This window comes from Methanoculleus sp. UBA413, from assembly GCF_002502935.1.
Classification (GTDB): domain Archaea; phylum Halobacteriota; class Methanomicrobia; order Methanomicrobiales; family Methanoculleaceae; genus Methanoculleus; species Methanoculleus bourgensis.
In genome coordinates, this window is sequence record NZ_DAQR01000081.1 from 589 (window position 1) to 15,918 (window position 15,330).

Consider the following 15,330-nt stretch of genomic DNA (forward strand, 5'->3'; position numbering starts at 1 on the left):
GTGTGCGTATCGGTGGTCATGATCTCCCCCTCGTCCACCAATTTGAGCACCACATCAAGCAGGGGCTCCCTGACGCCCGCATCCACGTTGTTCCCGTCGATCAGGACGTAGGCGGCCCGTTTCCCCCCGGCCTCAGTCGCCAGGACCTGCACCCCGAGCGACCCGAACCCCTGCTCCCGGGAGAACGGGACCCGGACGTGCGAGACCCCGACCGCGAGCGGCTCAAGCGGCAGGTCCCGCGCGACCCCGAACCCCTCGCGTGCGGCCTTCATGTACTCGGTCGCGATCCGCGTCGCCGGGAGGACCGGGGAGCCCACGCTGGTCATGCAGTTGTGGGCGTCCACGAAGGCGACATGGGAGAAGGATCCGCGCCCCTCCGCCATGATCGTCATCCCGATCGCATAATCGAGGTCCTCGGTCCGTTCCGGAGACCGGGTGCTCACCATCAGGAGGGCATCCCCGAACCGCTGGCAGAGGATCTCCACAGAACCGGAAGAGACCCTGACCGGCTGGCTCGCGACCGTCGAGTAACAGATCCCCTCCCGGGACGCCTCAACGGCGCTGACGACCTTTTGAATCTCACTCTCAGAGACCAGGTTGAAATCGTGGGTGGCGCACCCGTGAGCGACCAGCGTCTCCGCTTCAAACGAGTCGTGGAGAACCCGGGGGAGGTTGCCGCCGCCGACGTCCCCCATCGGTCCGGGGTGGACGTTTGGGACCGTGAAGAGAACGTCCCGCCCCCAGTCGCGGGAGAAGAAGAGCGAGGCCTGCTGGACGTAGACCTCCTCGCCGATCTCACGGAAGAAGTCCTCCATGCTCTTTGAGCCGTCGGTCAGGTGGGCGATGAAGGTATTGAGGAAGTTGAGCCCGCTGATCTGAAACGCCCTCTTCAGCGGCCGCTCGATCAGCCAGATCAGGAAGACAAAGACCAGCCCGAAGACCACCTGGAGGAGGAGGGCGTAGGGGACGAACCCGGGGTCGAAGATCCAGGCTCCGACCGCAATCCCGGCTCCGCTCTGGATAAACGCTGGGATTACCATCCTGGTGATCCGGTAGTCGGCCACGGCAACGAGGACCAGCACCCGGAGGCCGAAGACCAGGCCGAGTGCGCCCGCGTAGAGCGCGGGAAAGAGCGCAAGACCGAAGATCAGTGCCGGAGCAAGGCTCAGGATGACGGAGAGGACCGTGCAGGTCAGGGCAAGGAGGGCAGACCGGTTGTGGGTTATGACCCGGCCGGAAGCCCTCACCAGCGGTACCGTCAGCAGGAAGGCAACCAGTGCCGGGACCGAGAACCCGAGGGTGCCGACCAGGAAGTAGTCGTTCCCGGCCCGGTATGCAGCCCCGTCGATGAGGAGCCCGAGCACGATGATGATGCCGAGCGACCGCGGCCAGGACGGGGCCGAGAAGAGGTACCGGGTGAGCCGCTCAACGCGCACATCAGGGCCGGACTCCATCAGGCGCCCCCGGATGCCGGCACTTCACGGCCGGCGATCAGCGCTGTGCACCCCATAATTCAGGCAATTATTTGCCCGGGTTCACCAAAGACCTTCCGGTAGCGCCCAAGCATCCGGTCCCAGTCAGGGAGGTTCGTCTGGGTGCCCACCTGCTCGACGACGAAGGACGAGACCACCGCCCCCGCACGACAGCAGTCGAGCGGGGCGTAGCCTTTCCGGAACGCCGTGAGGAACCCGGCCCGGTAACCGTCGCCGGCGCCGGTGGGGTCGACCGCATCCACCCTGACCGCCGGGACGGGGTACTCCTCGCCCTCCATGTAGAGCATGCTCCCCTCAGCACCACGGGTCGTGACCACCATGGGAACCGACGCGATGAGCGCTGCGCGCTCCAGCCCGAGCATATCGCACATCCGGTCCATCTCGTGGTTGTTTGAGAAGAGGATGTCGATGTTCGCGAGGATGATCTCAAGCTGGTCCGGGGTGTAGCAGAGGAGGTCCTGGCCCGGGTCAAAGGAGGCGAATGTGCTCTTCTCTGCCACCCGGACGTTGAAATCCGGGTCGGCCGTCGCCATGTGGACGAAGTCGAGGGCAGGGGCCTTTGCACGGGCGAACGCGGCCGAGGCGCCCCACTCAAAGAAGGTCTCCTGGTCGCCGGCGTCGTCCGTGAAGACGTACGCGGTCGCAGTGCGGGCACCCTTGACCACGGCAAAGTCCTGCTCGACCCCGAGATCCCGGAGCCAGCGGTCATAGTCGCTCCCCGGGAAATCACCGCCGACCGACGAGATCAGTTGGCACTTCTCGCCGAGGGTGGCGATCCCTGCCGCGATGTTTGCCGCCCCGCCGCCGAAGTAGACCTTATGGTCGGTGATGTAGGTCGAGTTGTGCCTCCCGGGGAGGTCCGGCACCCGGAAGAGATGATCGATGGCGGTATGCCCGACGACCGATATCATATCTCCTGCACTTCCAGGACCTTCAGCGGGACGTCGCGGAGCGCCTTCCCGACGACCGACTTTGCTATCCGGGTCGCGTGTTCTTCTGACTCGACCCGGAAGACCTTGATCTGGAGCATGAGCCCGACGAGGGCGGTATTGGCAACCACGAGCGCGCTGCTCAGTTCCCCCTCACAGTAGGGGCAGGCGTTCATCCCTGCCTCGATCTCCACAAACTTTGCTGAGGGATTGAGCCGTTTCCCGGCCTCGCTGATCGCGATGCTCACGGCGTCGTCCATGGATTTGACGTCTTTAATAATCCACGCCGATTCAAGTGTAACCAGATAATCCGACATAATCTCGTATCCTACCAGATCTCACGGTGCGTGTGCTCTTCCACCGGCATCCGCCCGACAGGCCTGAGCGGGGGCATCCCCCTGCCGGCCGCGAGGAGCGCAACCGGGCGGACATGCTCCGGGAGTTGAAGAAGCTCACGCACAGCGTTTTCGTTGAATGCCCCGGTCCAGCACGAGTGGAGGCCCCGGGCGTGTGCGGCGAGCATCATATAGGTGCAGGCGATGGCGGCGTCCTGGAGCGCGTAGAGGATCCCGCGCTCCCCGTAGTGCGACATGGACCGGATGTAGTTTGCACAGACCACAAAGACCGCTGGTGCTTCCCTGATATGCTCCTGCTCGAGAGCAGCGAGCGCAAGGTCTATCCTGATATCCTCATCGGTGACGACGACGACATCCCAGGCCTCACGGTTGCCGGCGCTCGGCGCCGTGCTCGCACAGGCCAGGATATAGTCGATGTCTTCCGGGTCGAGGGGCTCCCCTGAGTAGTTGCGAACCGATGACCGGGCTTTGAGGAAGCGTAAGAAATCAGAGGAGTTCATGCTCTTGGAGCGTATCCCATGCTTCCTGTGCTGCGGTCGTGACGGCGCTGACAGCCCTGCTCAGCCGCTCGGATGCGGCACCCAGTTCCATGCTCTCGGTCAGGCTGATCGCTTCGTTGAGGTGATCGATGGCGCTTCGGAACTCTCTCCTTTCCGTATCGCCATACGCGAACTCGAGCTCCGAGCGGATCGACCCGAGTACCATCAGAAGCATCCGTTTTCCGCCGGGTTTCTCCTGGATCGGAAACTGGATCAGCGCTGTCGCCAGCTGCGACCCGACGATCAGTTCGGATTTTGCCCGTTCGGCAAACTGGTACGTCCTGACGGCGATTTTAAGATCCATACCACATACTGGAACTCGCTAATATAAAAAGTATTGAAGAGGGGAGCAGGAGGGCTTATCTTGATTTCTGCTTGGTTCCGAGAGCCGACGCCTTTGAGCGCGGCACTCTCCGGCGTATCCGCGCATCCATCGTGGGGGCGCGACCCCTGCCGCGGCCGCCACGCCGACCACGCCGGAAGTCCTGACCTTCCCTGCTCTCCCGCTTGACGATATCGGACGCGGGCTTGAACCGCTGGTTCGGACCGGGTTTTTTCACTTCGCCTTCACTTGCAGGGACGAGCCGTATCTGCCCCTTCACACCCTTGACCTGGGCCCACTGTGTAGTTCCTGTCTTTCCCATGGATAAAACTCCTTTATGATTATGTACAGGCCCGGTGATAAAAGTAACCCGGGAGACCGGCCGCCGGGGTGGCGGCCGTCCCGCGCATCAGGAGAGCAGCCGCCCAAGCTCGCGCCGGAGGGTCTCGCTGACGACCTTGCCGTCCACGCTCCCCCGGAGTTCCTGCATGACGACGCCCATCAGGGGGCCGAGCGCGCCCATGCCCCGCTCCCGGGCAAACGCCTCCCGCTCGGCGACAACCCGGCGCACGATCGATTCCACGTCCGCCTGCGAGACGGCGGGGGCCATCTTTGCGATGACCGCATCCACCCGCTCCTGCGGCGTCCCGGCACCCTCCCCTGCTGTCCGCGCAAGTTCGGTGAGGAGGTCGGGGATCGCCTCTTTCGCGGCCCGGTCGGCCTCCACGGCGGAGAGGAGGGCAAGAATCTCGTCCTCGCTCACCCGGTCGACCGCCACGCCGTCGCGGGCGAGCTCCCGGCAGGTGGCAAGGAGTGTCCGTGCCGCGATGGTGGGGCGGACGCCGGCGGCGACAGCCGCTTCAAACGTCGGCAGCCGCTCGGAGAAGGCCACCTGCCGTGCCAGGTCCTCGTCAAGCCCGAACTCACTGACGAACCGCTCAGCCCGGTGGGTGAGGAGTTCCGGGACCGTGATACTCTCCCAGAGGGGCTCGTCGATGACGACCGGGAAGACGTCGGTCTCGGGATACATCCGGGCGGCCCCGGGAAGCGGACGCATGTAGGCCGAACTCCCTTCGTCGAGCATCTTCCGGGTCTCCTCAGGCACGCCGGCAAGCGCCATCTCCGCCCTGATCATCACCTGCTCGGCCGCACACCCGGCACGCTCTCTCCCTGCCGCAACGATGGCGACGCAGTCCTCCTCGGCGGCGCCGACGAACTCCCGCAGGCGTGCCACCTCTTCCGCGGTGATTCCGTAGGCCGGGAGTTCGTCGGTATGAAAGATTCCGCCGACACCGCATTTTTTGGCGTAGTCGGACATCTCGCTTCCTAGACGCCGGCCGGGCTGGATCTCCCGCCCGACGAGCCCCGCAAACCCACAGAGCCTGACGGCCAGGATGGATTTCGCCTTCTTCAGGATGGACGACTTTGTCCCCGAGAAGAGGGCGGTGACGTCGACGACGGTCTGGTCAACCCGGGCGCCGCGTTCCCGGAGTTCGTCGCGGATGGCGAGGAGGGCGACCTGCCGCTGCACCTCGCGCCTGACCACCTCGGCGATGAGATCGAGTTCCTGGACGCCCTTGATCTCGACCCTCGCGCCGCCCGCGATGGAGACGTTGATGTCCTGCCTGATCGTCCCAAGCCCCCGCTTCACCCTGCCGGTGGAGCGGAGCACCATCCCGATGTACCCGGCAACCTCCTGGACAGCCTCCGGGGTGCGCATGCAGGGCGCAGTGGTGATCTCGACGAGCGGGATCCCCAGGCGGTCGAGGGAGAAGGTCTCGCCCTCCACTCGCTGTGCCGCCTCCTCCTCAAGGCATATCGTCTCGATCAGGCAGCCGTCCGGGAGGGCGCCAGAGAGCCCGACGAGCGCCGTCCGCTGGAACCCGCTGGTGTTCGAGCCGTCGATGACGAGCTTTCTCATGGTATGGACCTGCTCTGCGGGCGTCATGCCGAGCATCTTTGCGATCGTGAGGCAGACCTCGAGCGCCTCGGGGTTCATCGGCGTCGGGGGCTCCTCGTCGTGCTCCACCAGGCAGACCGAGTCGTAGGTGTAGTAGGTGAACTTCCTGACGAGTTTCATCTCCTCCTCGGCCGCCCGGTCGATCTCGCCAAGTTCGCTCTCCGTCGCCCTGAGGTAGCGGGAGAACTCCCCGGTCCGCTCGGCGGTGTCACGGAGGAGCGTGGGGCAGCGGCAGAAGAGTTTCTCGGCGGTGTCGAGCTGCTGGTGGATCTCGATCCCGGCTTTCAGCCCGAGTTCCTGGTAGTTCATGCGATCGACCTCCGCTGGATCTCGCCCGCAAGGTCGGTCTGCATGAGCGCCCGCGCCTCCTCTGGGTCGGATTCGTTCCCGAGCACCCACATCAGTTTCACGAGCGCGACCTCGGGGAGCATATCCTCGCCCTCGATCACGCCGATCGAGAGGAGGTCTCTCCCGGTGTTGTAGACCCGGTCGCAGACCCGGCCGTGCAGGCACTGGGATGTCATGACGACGGCCGTCCCGCCCTCGATCATATCACGGAGTCTCGGTATCCAGTCGGTCGAGACGTGCCCAAGGCCGGTCCCTGAGAGGACGAGGCCCGCATAGCCCTCGAATGCGTCGAGGACCGAGAGCGGCATTCCCGGGTAGTACTGGAGGAGAGCGCAGCGTTCCTCGAGCGCGTCACGGAGTTCGGGCTCCCCGGTGCCCCGCCGCACAGCCTCGTCAGAGAGGCTGACCGCGAGGGAGGGGTAGTCGACGTAACCGAGCGGGGCCGATCCCACGCTCTGGAAGGCGTCGCGCCGGGATGTGTGCATCTTCCGGACCCTCGTCGCCCGGTGGATGGCGCACCGGTCGTCGTTCGTCGTCGCGTGCATCACCACCGCCACCTCACCGAGGTCGCCGGCGGCGACGGCGGCGCTGCAGAGGGTGTTCATGGCGTTGTCCGAGCTCGGGCGGTCGGCTGACCGCTGCGACCCGACAAAGACGACCGGCACCGGGGTCTTGAGCATGAACCTGACCGCCGCGGCCGAGTAGCCCATCGTGTCGGTGCCGTGGGTGACGATCACGCCGGACGCGCCGTGCCGGATCTCGTCATAGACCGCCCGTGCAAGGTCCTGCCAGATCGCTGGAGACATATTCTCGGAGAGGATGCTTGCCACCTGGCGGTCACGGTACCGGGCGATATCCCCGAGTTCCGGGATCGCCCGCAGGATGTCGCTCGCCGAGAACTGGCTCGTCACCGCCCCGGTCCGGTAGTCCACCCGGCTTGCGATCGTCCCGCCGGTGGATATGATCGAGAGTTCCGGGAGGTCGGGGTTCTGGACGACGACCCCGGCCCCTGCCGGGGGCTGGGGGGCCGCGCGCCCGACCAGTTCGATCTTCTGGGGCGATGTCCCGATGTTGTAGCCGTTGTCCAGTTTGATGACGGCCATCCCGTCCCGTTCAGCGATGTAGGTGCCGGTGAGCGCGGTCCCGCCGTTCGCGTAGCGCACCAGGTCTCCGGCCTGCAATGGTTCTGTTATACTATCATCCTCCGTGATTCTGATATCAGGTCTTCAAACGCGCGCGAAAGCGCCGTTTCCGTCTCCTTCGCCCATGCCACGTCCCGGGCGAGGAGTTCCTTCTGCTCTGCGAGTTGCACCGCGACCGCGGCAGGCGCCGGGCCGCCGGTGATCGTTCGCACAGCGACGGCGTGACGCGGGTCAAGGACCGCGTCGATCCGCTCCTGGGTCACGCCCAGGTCGACGACCGAGAGGCCGGCCGCCTCCCGTGCGGCGCCCTCGAGCGTCGCGAGGTCGAGCGAGCCGTGCCTGACCGCCCGCCCGACGATCCGGTGGGCGGTGCGGAACGCAAGTCCGTACTCCCGGACGAGGACGTCGGCAAGTTCTGTCGCGGTGGAGAACCCCCTGCCCGCCTCGGCGGCCATCCGTTCGGTGTTGAAGGTCGCGGTCCCGATCATACCGGATAACAGCGGGAGGCTCTCGCGGGCCGCCTCCACCCCCCGCCAGAGATGCGGGGTCAGCTCCTGGAGGTCGCGGTTGTAGCTCATCGGGAGGCCCTTTGTGATGGTGATCGCAGCGGTGAGTGCCCCCGCGACCGTCCCGGCCTTTGCCCGCATGATCTCGGCGACGTCCGGGTTCTTCTTCTGGGGCATGATCGAGGAGGAGGAGCAGTAGGCGTCGTCCAGCTGGACGAACCCAAAAAACGAGGTGCTCCAGAGGACCAGCTCCTCACAGAGCCGGCTTGTCGTCGTCATGCAGATGGCGATACTGGAGAGCACCTCGAGCGCGAAGTCCCGGGCGGCGACCGCGTCCATGCTGTTTGCCGCCGGGCGGGCGAACCCGAGGAGCCGGGCGGTGTAGTCGCGGTCGAGCGGGAAACCGGTCGAGGCGAACGCCGCCGAGCCAAGGGGGGATACATCCACCCGGACGTAGGCCTCCCTGAGCCGGGCGGCATCGCGGGAGAAGGCCTGCTCGTAGGCGAGGAGGTAGTGGGCCAGCGTCGTGGGCTGGGCGTGCTGGAGGTGGGTGAAGCCCGGCATCACTGTCTCTGTGTGCCCGGCCGCGACGTCGAGCAGGGTCGCCCTGAGGTCGGCAAGCGACCGCACGAGGGCGATGATCTCCTGCTTCAGGCGTATCCTGATACAGGTGGCAACCTCGTCGTTCCGGGACCTGCCCATGTGGAGGCGGCCGCCGATATCCTCCCCGACCCGGTCGATGAGGCAGGCCTCCTTCCCGGCATGGATATCCTCAAACCGCTCGTCGAACGCCTCCGCCGGGAGGCCGTGGTCGTGGAGGTCGAGGAGCGCCGCCATCAGCGCACGGGCCGGGGCTTCGTCGATGATCCCCTGCCGCCGAAGGCCGAGGAGGTGCGCCATGTCCACGAGGAGGTCCGCCTCAGCTATCCAGCGGTCGGCATCCATCGATGCAAGAAAATGCTCGAGGTTGGCCGAACGTTCGCCGGAGAGACGGCCCTGCCGAATCTGATCCGAACGCATTCTATCAACAGTCCTGTCTGTACCGTTTGGCCCCTGAAGAGATTAAAACCACGCACGAGGATAGTGAGGAGGAATGCGGGAACCACATGGATCGAGACCAAAACAGTGCGGTCAACATCATGATGCGGTTCCTATCACAACATGCCCTGTGGACGGGCTACCGGCAGTTCGCCGATGATCTGCGACAAAAGAGGTCCGAGGATCCCGGAGATCCCCGGACACTCGCAGGAAGCCCCCTGCGCAAAGCCGGGGGTAGTTCACTTATCTCTAACCTGAGATCTTATGACTACGTATCCAAGTGCGGTAATGGCCTTTTCGACATCCTCAACGGATATTTTTTCAGCATCAAAGTCAAATTTTACTTTGCTTGAGTTAAACAGCACCTTTACACTTTCTTTTTCCACACCGACCTGAGATTTTGTTGCTTGTTCAATCTTCTGGACACATGATGGGCAGGTCAATGTTTCTAATTGAATCGTTGCTTTCTTCATTTTCATCTCTCCTTATTCTCATATCATAATCCGTAACGGAGAAGCCGCATTCCGTTTAAGATTACGACTAATATGCTTGCTTCGTGTGCCAGCATCGCTATCGACATGTTCATCCAATCACTGAGAAATACACTTGCAAGCAGGACTAACACAACTCCTACTGCGATAACAATATTCTGGTGCATATTAGTAGCCGTTGCTTTTGCTAAACCCAGTGCATGTGGCAAGCGACTAAAATCCGAATTCATCAGGACAACATCCGAGGTTTCAATTGCGACATCTGTGCCGCTTCCCATAGCAATTCCGATCTGTGCCAGAGCCAGTGAAGGGCTATCATTTACTCCGTCTCCAACGAATGCTACTATATGACCTTTAGTTTTTAATTCTTCAATATATTTCGACTTATCTCCGGGTAACATATGTCCGTGCGCTTCTGTCAGCCCCAGTTCGCCCGCCACCAGATCAACTGTCCCCTGGTTGTCTCCCGAAAGAACTACCAGATTTTTAACGCCTAATTTCTTTAATTTTTGCAGATCTTCTTTTACACCCGGACGAATCTGGTCACGGATACCCATCAGTGCTTTTAATTCACCATCGACGGATGTTAAAACAAGGGAGTTTCCGTTCTTTTCGAATCGGGCAATGTCTGCACGGGCCTTTTCAGATAAATGAACATTCTCCCGCTCCATGAGCGTAACATTGCCTACCGCAACCCTATGTCCATCGATGTAAGCGATAATTCCAGCGCCTTTTACAACGTCTGTTTGTTCTACTCGAGATAATGGTATATCTCCGATGTGTTCTACAATTGCGTTGGCTAAAGGATGGTCTGATTCTTTTTCAACGCTTGCAAGATAACCTAATACCTCTCCAACGTTGTCTGCGTAAAATTCTTTGTCTGCTACTTTAGGATTGCCTACCGTTAATGTACCTGTTTTGTCGAAAACGATGGTATCAACCTTGCTAAAATCGCCAATAACTTCACTGCCTTTTAAAAGAACGCCATGTCGTGCTCCGTTACCAATGCCCGCTACGTTTGAAACAGGTACCCCGATAACCAGTGCGCCGGGGCATCCCAGAACCAATAAGGTAATGGCCAGTTCAATATCTCGCGAAAATAACCATGTGATAATGGCAAGCCCTAAAACTGCCGGAGTGTAGTACTTAGAAAATTTATCAATGAAGCGTTCCGCTTCGGATTTTGAATCCTGCGCTTCTTCAACTAACTCTATAATTCTACCAAAAGTAGTATCTTCACCTACACGGTCGGCAACAATTTGAAGTGTTCCATTTTCCAGAATCGTTCCGGCATATACACCTGAATCTTTCTTTTTGCCAACCGGGACAGACTCGCCGGTGATACTTGCTTCATTGATGTGACCTTCTCCTGACAGAACGGTTCCATCAACAGGAACTTTCGCGCCAGTCTTCACCAGTAAAATATCGCCTTCATCAACTTCATCAACATTTACTTCTTCAAATACGCCATCATCCATCAGTTTCAAAGCGCTTTCCGGCGCCATTTCCGTCAACTCTTTTATGGCCGAACGCGTCTTGTTCAATGTCCGCTGCTCTAGAAAAGCACCAAACAAGAATAAGAAGGTGACAATGGCAGACTCTTCAAAATTCCTGAGGAGAAACGCCCCGATAACCGCGATGGTAACTAAAACATCAATACTGACGACTTTAACCTTCAATGCTTGATAGGCCTGGATTGCAATAGGCGCAGCCCCTAAAATTGAGGCGATAACCAGGGACCAGGTAGCTACGATCTCATTTTTAAAAACCAGTCCACTGGTAAACCCGAGAACGATTAGAATGGCGCAGATCAGTGTTATATGATTTTTCTTGCTCAGTATAAATCTCTGCAAAACGCTCACCGTCTTCTCTGTATTATAATGATCTAAGCGCGATATGCGCTATCCAGCACGATATGCCCTATCTAGCTCGGCCAGCATACTGTAAACAGCCTCATAGCTTTCGCACACATCTCCCGGGACTGTATAAGTATCCGTAATCTCCCGCAGTCTGGCAAACTCTTCGTTTAATTCAGGTTTATTTGAACCCGCTTCTTTTGTTTTCTTAACGATTGTATCAAACAATTTGCGAACTTCATGAAATTCCGGGTGATTACCCCCATGAACTCTTGCTACAATCGGCACATACTGTTTCAATGTCTGGAGATGCTTCTTCATCGTCTCGTTAAATGTTAAGATATCTGTCATTTATTCTTCCTCCTACATTTACAGATTGATTATTTCCGGTAACCATGCCCGGGCATTCTACCTATGTACAGTAGATTAAATAAGATACTGTGGATTAATTAAGAGGAACTCCGGACCTTCGATACGCCCTTATCAGAGCGCTGATTTCCCGGATAACTGCCATCTGAACTATATCCCGGGCAAAGAGGGTGAGATGTCTTTCCATTGGGCCACGCACCTACCGGTGCTCCTGCTCCGGCCGCTCGCTACGCTCCCGCCCATCGCATATCGTCGTCACGCGGAGAGAGCGACTGACCATTGGGCAGGAGCGTGAGCACCGGAAGTGCGACGGGGTGTCCCGGTAGAGGCATCTCGGGACCGACCGCACCCGGCAACGTGCGCCTTCGCATTACCCTGCACCCATTCCCCCAGTATGGAAAAATGTCGAACTGATTTTAATACTATAGTATAAAATAACTGCAAATTTTCGACACTACTATATATTGACACAGCGTGATGATTACTCATTATACAACTACCCATACAGATGGAGATACATATGAAGCAACTTACCGCAATTATTCTGACTGTGGCCCTGGTCGCGGCATTCGCGCTCGTCGCCGGGTGCACCGGCACCGACACCGAGAAGGTGACACACCTGCGCATCGGCTACCAGCCAAGCACCCACCAGGTCGCCCACATGACCGCGATGGAGAAGGGATGGTGGCAGGAGGACCTCGCACCCCTCGGCGTCACCCAGGTGACCGACTACTCCTTCCCCACCGGTCCGCCGGAGATGAACTCCATGCTCGCCGGGAACATCGAGATCGCCTACGTCGGTTCGGCGCCGTTCATATCCGCCCTGGCAACCGGCCTTGACGCAAAGATCGTCGCTGCCGTCCAGACACAGGGCTCAGACCTCGTGCTGCGGCCCGAGATCCCGTACGAAAGCCCACAGGACCTCAAGGGCCTGACGATCGGCACCTTCCCGCCGGGATCCATCCAGGACACCCTCCTCCGGGACTGGCTCAAGGAGAACGGCCTTGACCCCGAGAAGGACGTCACCATAAAACCCATGGGACCCGGTGACGCCACAACCGCGATCATCGCCGACCAGATCGACGGCGTCTTCCTGCCGCACCCGGCACCGGCCGTCATCGCGAGCAAGGGGGCAGGGAGGACGGTCGTCGCCTCCGGCGAGATGGCCCCCGACCACGCCTGCTGTGTCCTCGTCGCGAGCGGCAAACTCATCCGCGAGCAGCCCGAGCTCGTCGAGCAGGTCGTGAAGACGCACATCCGGGCAACGGAGTACAACCTCGAGCACCAGGACGAAGCAGCGGCGATATACTCGAAGAAGACCGGCCAGGATCTCGCGGACGTCCAGAAGTCCTTTAAGGAATGGGACGGCACCTGGACCGCAGACCCAAACCTCATCGTCGACTCGGTCGAGGACTACGCCCGGATCCAGTACGAACTTGGGTATATCAACAAACACCTCACCAAAGACGACATCTTTGACCTCTCGTTCTATGAAAAAGCCCGGGCCTGACCCGGACCCCTTTTTTCTTCTTCCGGAAAAGAATATTTTAGAGGAAGACCGATGAAATAAGGAGCATTCATCACACCCCATACCGGCCGGCATCTCCAGGGCGGCCCACCATCAAACAAGCGGAACAGAACCATGAACCTAAGAGTGAATACAAAGCAGCAAAAGAGGCTCCTCGGTATTGCGTCGCTTGCAGTCGTGGCGATCCTGTGGCAGGCGGTGGCCGACCTGGTTGTCGCAAACCCGTTCGTCCTGCCAAGTTTCACCGACGTCGTCTCGGCGTTCATCGCCCTCCTGGGGTCAGGAAGGCTCCTTGCCGACCTCATAACCAGTCTCAAACACTTCGCCATCGGCATAGGGGCGGCGCTTCTCCTCGGCGTCCCTATCGGGATCATCATGGGCTGGTTCCGGGTCGCCGACGCTATCATCGACCCGATCATCGAGGTCCTCCGGCCCATCCCCCCGCTCGCCTGGATCCCGTTTGCCATCATCTGGTTCGGGCTCACCCCCCAGGCGGCAGGATTCGTCATCTTCGTCGGGGCGTTCTTCCCCATCCTGATCGGCACCTACACCGGGTTTCGGAGCGTGCCGAAGATCTTCGTTGAGGCGGGCAAGGTGCTCGGGTGCGACACATCGTTTGAGTTGATCCGCCATATCGCCCTCCCGTCGGCGATCCCGTCGATCGCGTCCGGGATCAGGATATCGATGGGCGTCGGGTGGATGTGTCTTGTGGCAGCCGAGATGTTCGGGGTGAGCGACATTGGTCTAGGCTACGCGCTCTGGCAGAACTACTACCACTACGCGATGGCAAACGTCCTCGTCTACATGCTGATCCTCGGATTCCTGGGCCTCATCATCGACCGGATCTTCCGAAACTACGTAGACCGGCGGCTCCTGCGGTGGCATGCGGGGGAGGTGGCCTAGTGTATCGAGGCATCTTTTCGAGTGTGAGGCAGATCGCCACCGCACGCGAAGCCGCGAAGACCGCGAAGGAGAGCGTAGCAATCACACAGTCTTCACCCCAACGTGAGAGTCATCGTTGCGTGTGGAATTTTAGCTGCACTGGAGCATTAGGATGAGCGGAGTTACGATAAAGGACGTCGGCAAGACCTTTAAAAAGGAAGACGGCACCGCCACGCCGGCGCTCGAGGGCGTCACCCTGGAGATCAGGGACAAGGAGTTCGTCTGCCTGGTCGGGCCGTCGGGGTGCGGGAAGACGACACTCCTCCGGATCATCGCCGGGCTTGAGACCCCGACCACGGGAAGCGTGACCATCGACGGCAGCGCGGTCACCGGCCCGGACCCGAAGCGGGGGATGGTCTTCCAGGAGTACTCCCTCTTCCCCTGGCGGAGAGTCATCGACAACATCGCTTTCGGCCTTGAGATGAAGGGCGTCTCGCGGGAGGAGCGCCGGCAGACGGCAGAGTATTATCTCAAGATGGTCGGCCTCTCCCGGTTCCGGGACGCCTACCCCTTCGAACTCTCAGGCGGGATGCGGCAGCGGGTGGCGATAGCAAGAGCGCTCGCAAACGAACCCGACGTCCTCCTCATGGACGAGCCGTTCGGGGCGCTGGACGCCCAGACGCGGAACCGGATGCAGAAAGAACTACTCTGCCTCTGGAAAAAGACTGAGAAGACGATCGTCTTTGTCACCCACAGCGTTGACGAGGCGGTCTACCTCTCCGACCGGATCATCGTCCTCTCGCCACGGCCCGGATCGGTCCAGGAGATCATCACCATCCCCTGGCCCCGACCGCGGGACCGCACCAGCGCCGACTTCGCTGAAGTGCGGCGACGGGTGCTTGAGATGATTAACGAGACCGAAACAACCCAGTAAGGTTTATTAGAGGAAATCCCCATTTTATAAAGCACTCATAGATCGGCAGGAGTTTTTAACGATGGTAAGAAAACCAGCGAAGATGTACAGGAATCTCGCAAAGATGGCATATACGCGCAGAGAATACATGGGCGGCGTACCGGGCAGCAAGATCGTGCAGTTTGATATGGGCAACCTTACCCAGGACTTCCCGGTCGAACTCTCAATCGTCGTCGAGGAAGCCTGCCAGATACGCCACACGGCCCTTGAGGCCGCTCGTATCAGCGTCAACCGGCAGCTCCAGAAGGAGATCGGGAGGGCAAACTACCGCTTCAAGCTCCGGACCTTCCCCCACCACGTTCTCCGTGAGAACAAGCAGGCGACCGGCGCAGGAGCGGACCGTGTCTCGGAAGGAATGCGCCTCGCCTTCGGGAAGGCCGTCGGGACCGCGGCACGGGTCCAGCCTGGCCAGAAGGTCTTTACCGTCTGGACAAACCCCCAGTACGTTGAGAAGGCGAAGGTCGCTCTCCAGCGCGGCACCTATAAGCTCCCGTCCCCCGCAAGGATCGTCGAAGAGCGGGAAACGACGGCATAACGGCCCCCCGGTCCATCCTTTTTTCGCGGGGCGACCTGCAGGCGGCAGATCCGGTACCTGCTG

General features: G+C 60.3%; 16 protein-coding genes. 4 read left to right on the forward strand and 12 right to left on the reverse strand.

All coding sequences use genetic code 11. The annotated features are described in order from the left end of the window. The 12 genes from BP858_RS06430 to BP858_RS06485 form a co-directional block, all read right to left on the reverse strand. The coding region (locus BP858_RS06430) for a DUF2070 family protein (protein ID WP_286879144.1) at positions 1-1,454 on the reverse strand (1,454 nt) is incomplete at its 3' end. Between the two features lie 59 nt (positions 1,455-1,513). Next, positions 1,514-2,404 (reverse strand): carbohydrate kinase family protein, encoded by an 891-nt coding sequence (locus tag BP858_RS06435; protein ID WP_074175255.1) that lies wholly within the window; start codon positions 2,402-2,404, stop codon positions 1,514-1,516. Next, positions 2,401-2,739: a DUF555 domain-containing protein gene (locus BP858_RS06440; RefSeq protein WP_062262759.1), complete on the reverse strand. Its 339-nt coding sequence runs from the start codon at positions 2,737-2,739 to the stop codon at positions 2,401-2,403. The genes BP858_RS06435 and BP858_RS06440 overlap by 4 nt, the downstream gene beginning before the upstream one ends. An 11-nt stretch (positions 2,740-2,750) precedes the next feature. Further along, entirely contained in the window at positions 2,751-3,278 is a 528-nt protein-coding gene (locus tag BP858_RS06445; protein WP_074175254.1) for a nitroreductase family protein, read from the reverse strand. Next, positions 3,265-3,621: a hypothetical protein gene (locus BP858_RS06450; RefSeq protein ID WP_062262753.1), complete on the reverse strand. Its 357-nt coding sequence runs from the start codon at positions 3,619-3,621 to the stop codon at positions 3,265-3,267. Before BP858_RS06450 ends, BP858_RS06445 begins: the two co-directional genes overlap by 14 nt. A 55-nt stretch (positions 3,622-3,676) precedes the next feature. Beyond that, the gene (locus tag BP858_RS06455; protein WP_014866807.1) at positions 3,677-3,961 is read right to left on the reverse strand and encodes a DUF5350 domain-containing protein; all 285 of its coding nucleotides are present in this window, start codon (positions 3,959-3,961) and stop codon (positions 3,677-3,679) included. Between the two features lie 87 nt (positions 3,962-4,048). Then, positions 4,049-5,908: a Glu-tRNA(Gln) amidotransferase subunit GatE gene (gene gatE / locus BP858_RS06460; RefSeq protein ID WP_062262750.1), complete on the reverse strand. Its 1,860-nt coding sequence runs from the start codon at positions 5,906-5,908 to the stop codon at positions 4,049-4,051. Then, positions 5,905-7,128: a Glu-tRNA(Gln) amidotransferase subunit GatD gene (gatD, locus tag BP858_RS06465; RefSeq protein WP_238320512.1), complete on the reverse strand. Its 1,224-nt coding sequence runs from the start codon at positions 7,126-7,128 to the stop codon at positions 5,905-5,907. Before gatD ends, gatE begins: the two co-directional genes overlap by 4 nt. Before the next feature lie 8 nt (positions 7,129-7,136). Then, positions 7,137-8,615: an argininosuccinate lyase gene (gene argH, locus BP858_RS06470; protein WP_214166876.1), complete on the reverse strand. Its 1,479-nt coding sequence runs from the start codon at positions 8,613-8,615 to the stop codon at positions 7,137-7,139. 257 nt (positions 8,616-8,872) lie between these two features. After that, on the reverse strand, positions 8,873-9,106 hold the full coding sequence (locus tag BP858_RS06475) for a heavy-metal-associated domain-containing protein (RefSeq protein ID WP_082070481.1): 234 nt from the start codon (positions 9,104-9,106) through the stop codon (positions 8,873-8,875). 23 nt (positions 9,107-9,129) lie between these two features. Further along, positions 9,130-10,977 (reverse strand): heavy metal translocating P-type ATPase, encoded by a 1,848-nt coding sequence (locus BP858_RS06480; RefSeq protein ID WP_048105059.1) that lies wholly within the window; start codon positions 10,975-10,977, stop codon positions 9,130-9,132. Between the two features lie 48 nt (positions 10,978-11,025). Beyond that, positions 11,026-11,331: an iron-sulfur cluster repair di-iron protein, ric gene (locus tag BP858_RS06485; RefSeq protein WP_286879145.1), complete on the reverse strand. Its 306-nt coding sequence runs from the start codon at positions 11,329-11,331 to the stop codon at positions 11,026-11,028. Positions 11,332-11,869: 538 nt separating this feature from the next. On the opposite strand from BP858_RS06485, the gene BP858_RS06490 reads away from it, so the two are divergent. From BP858_RS06490 to BP858_RS06505, 4 genes are all read left to right on the forward strand, one after another. Continuing rightward, on the forward strand, positions 11,870-12,859 hold the full coding sequence (locus BP858_RS06490; RefSeq protein WP_286879146.1) for an ABC transporter substrate-binding protein: 990 nt from the start codon (positions 11,870-11,872) through the stop codon (positions 12,857-12,859). 132 nt (positions 12,860-12,991) lie between these two features. Next, positions 12,992-13,780: an ABC transporter permease gene (locus BP858_RS06495; RefSeq protein ID WP_062262735.1), complete on the forward strand. Its 789-nt coding sequence runs from the start codon at positions 12,992-12,994 to the stop codon at positions 13,778-13,780. 151 nt (positions 13,781-13,931) lie between these two features. Beyond that, positions 13,932-14,693, forward strand: coding sequence for an ABC transporter ATP-binding protein (locus tag BP858_RS06500; protein ID WP_062262732.1), 762 nt, complete (start codon positions 13,932-13,934; stop codon positions 14,691-14,693). Between the two features lie 61 nt (positions 14,694-14,754). After that, the gene (locus tag BP858_RS06505) at positions 14,755-15,267 is read left to right on the forward strand and encodes a 50S ribosomal protein L16 (RefSeq protein WP_074175249.1); all 513 of its coding nucleotides are present in this window, start codon (positions 14,755-14,757) and stop codon (positions 15,265-15,267) included. The last annotated feature ends 63 nt before the right edge of the window (positions 15,268-15,330 follow it).

Coding starts and splice junctions, on each gene's coding strand:
- BP858_RS06450 (WP_062262753.1), bottom strand. CDS start 3,621: ATGGATCTTAAAATCGCCGTCAGGACGTACCAGTTTGCCGAACGGGCA.
- BP858_RS06440 (WP_062262759.1), bottom strand. CDS start 2,739: ATGTCGGATTATCTGGTTACACTTGAATCGGCGTGGATTATTAAAGAC.
- BP858_RS06455 (WP_014866807.1), bottom strand. CDS start 3,961: ATGGGAAAGACAGGAACTACACAGTGGGCCCAGGTCAAGGGTGTGAAG.
- BP858_RS06435 (WP_074175255.1), bottom strand. CDS start 2,404: ATGATATCGGTCGTCGGGCATACCGCCATCGATCATCTCTTCCGGGTG.
- argH (WP_214166876.1), bottom strand. CDS start 8,615: ATGCGTTCGGATCAGATTCGGCAGGGCCGTCTCTCCGGCGAACGTTCG.
- BP858_RS06485 (WP_286879145.1), bottom strand. CDS start 11,331: ATGACAGATATCTTAACATTTAACGAGACGATGAAGAAGCATCTCCAG.
- BP858_RS06495 (WP_062262735.1), top strand. CDS start 12,992: ATGAACCTAAGAGTGAATACAAAGCAGCAAAAGAGGCTCCTCGGTATT.
- BP858_RS06475 (WP_082070481.1), bottom strand. CDS start 9,106: ATGAAGAAAGCAACGATTCAATTAGAAACATTGACCTGCCCATCATGT.
- BP858_RS06500 (WP_062262732.1), top strand. CDS start 13,932: ATGAGCGGAGTTACGATAAAGGACGTCGGCAAGACCTTTAAAAAGGAA.
- gatE (WP_062262750.1), bottom strand. CDS start 5,908: ATGAACTACCAGGAACTCGGGCTGAAAGCCGGGATCGAGATCCACCAG.
- BP858_RS06490 (WP_286879146.1), top strand. CDS start 11,870: ATGAAGCAACTTACCGCAATTATTCTGACTGTGGCCCTGGTCGCGGCA.
- BP858_RS06505 (WP_074175249.1), top strand. CDS start 14,755: ATGGTAAGAAAACCAGCGAAGATGTACAGGAATCTCGCAAAGATGGCA.
- BP858_RS06445 (WP_074175254.1), bottom strand. CDS start 3,278: ATGAACTCCTCTGATTTCTTACGCTTCCTCAAAGCCCGGTCATCGGTT.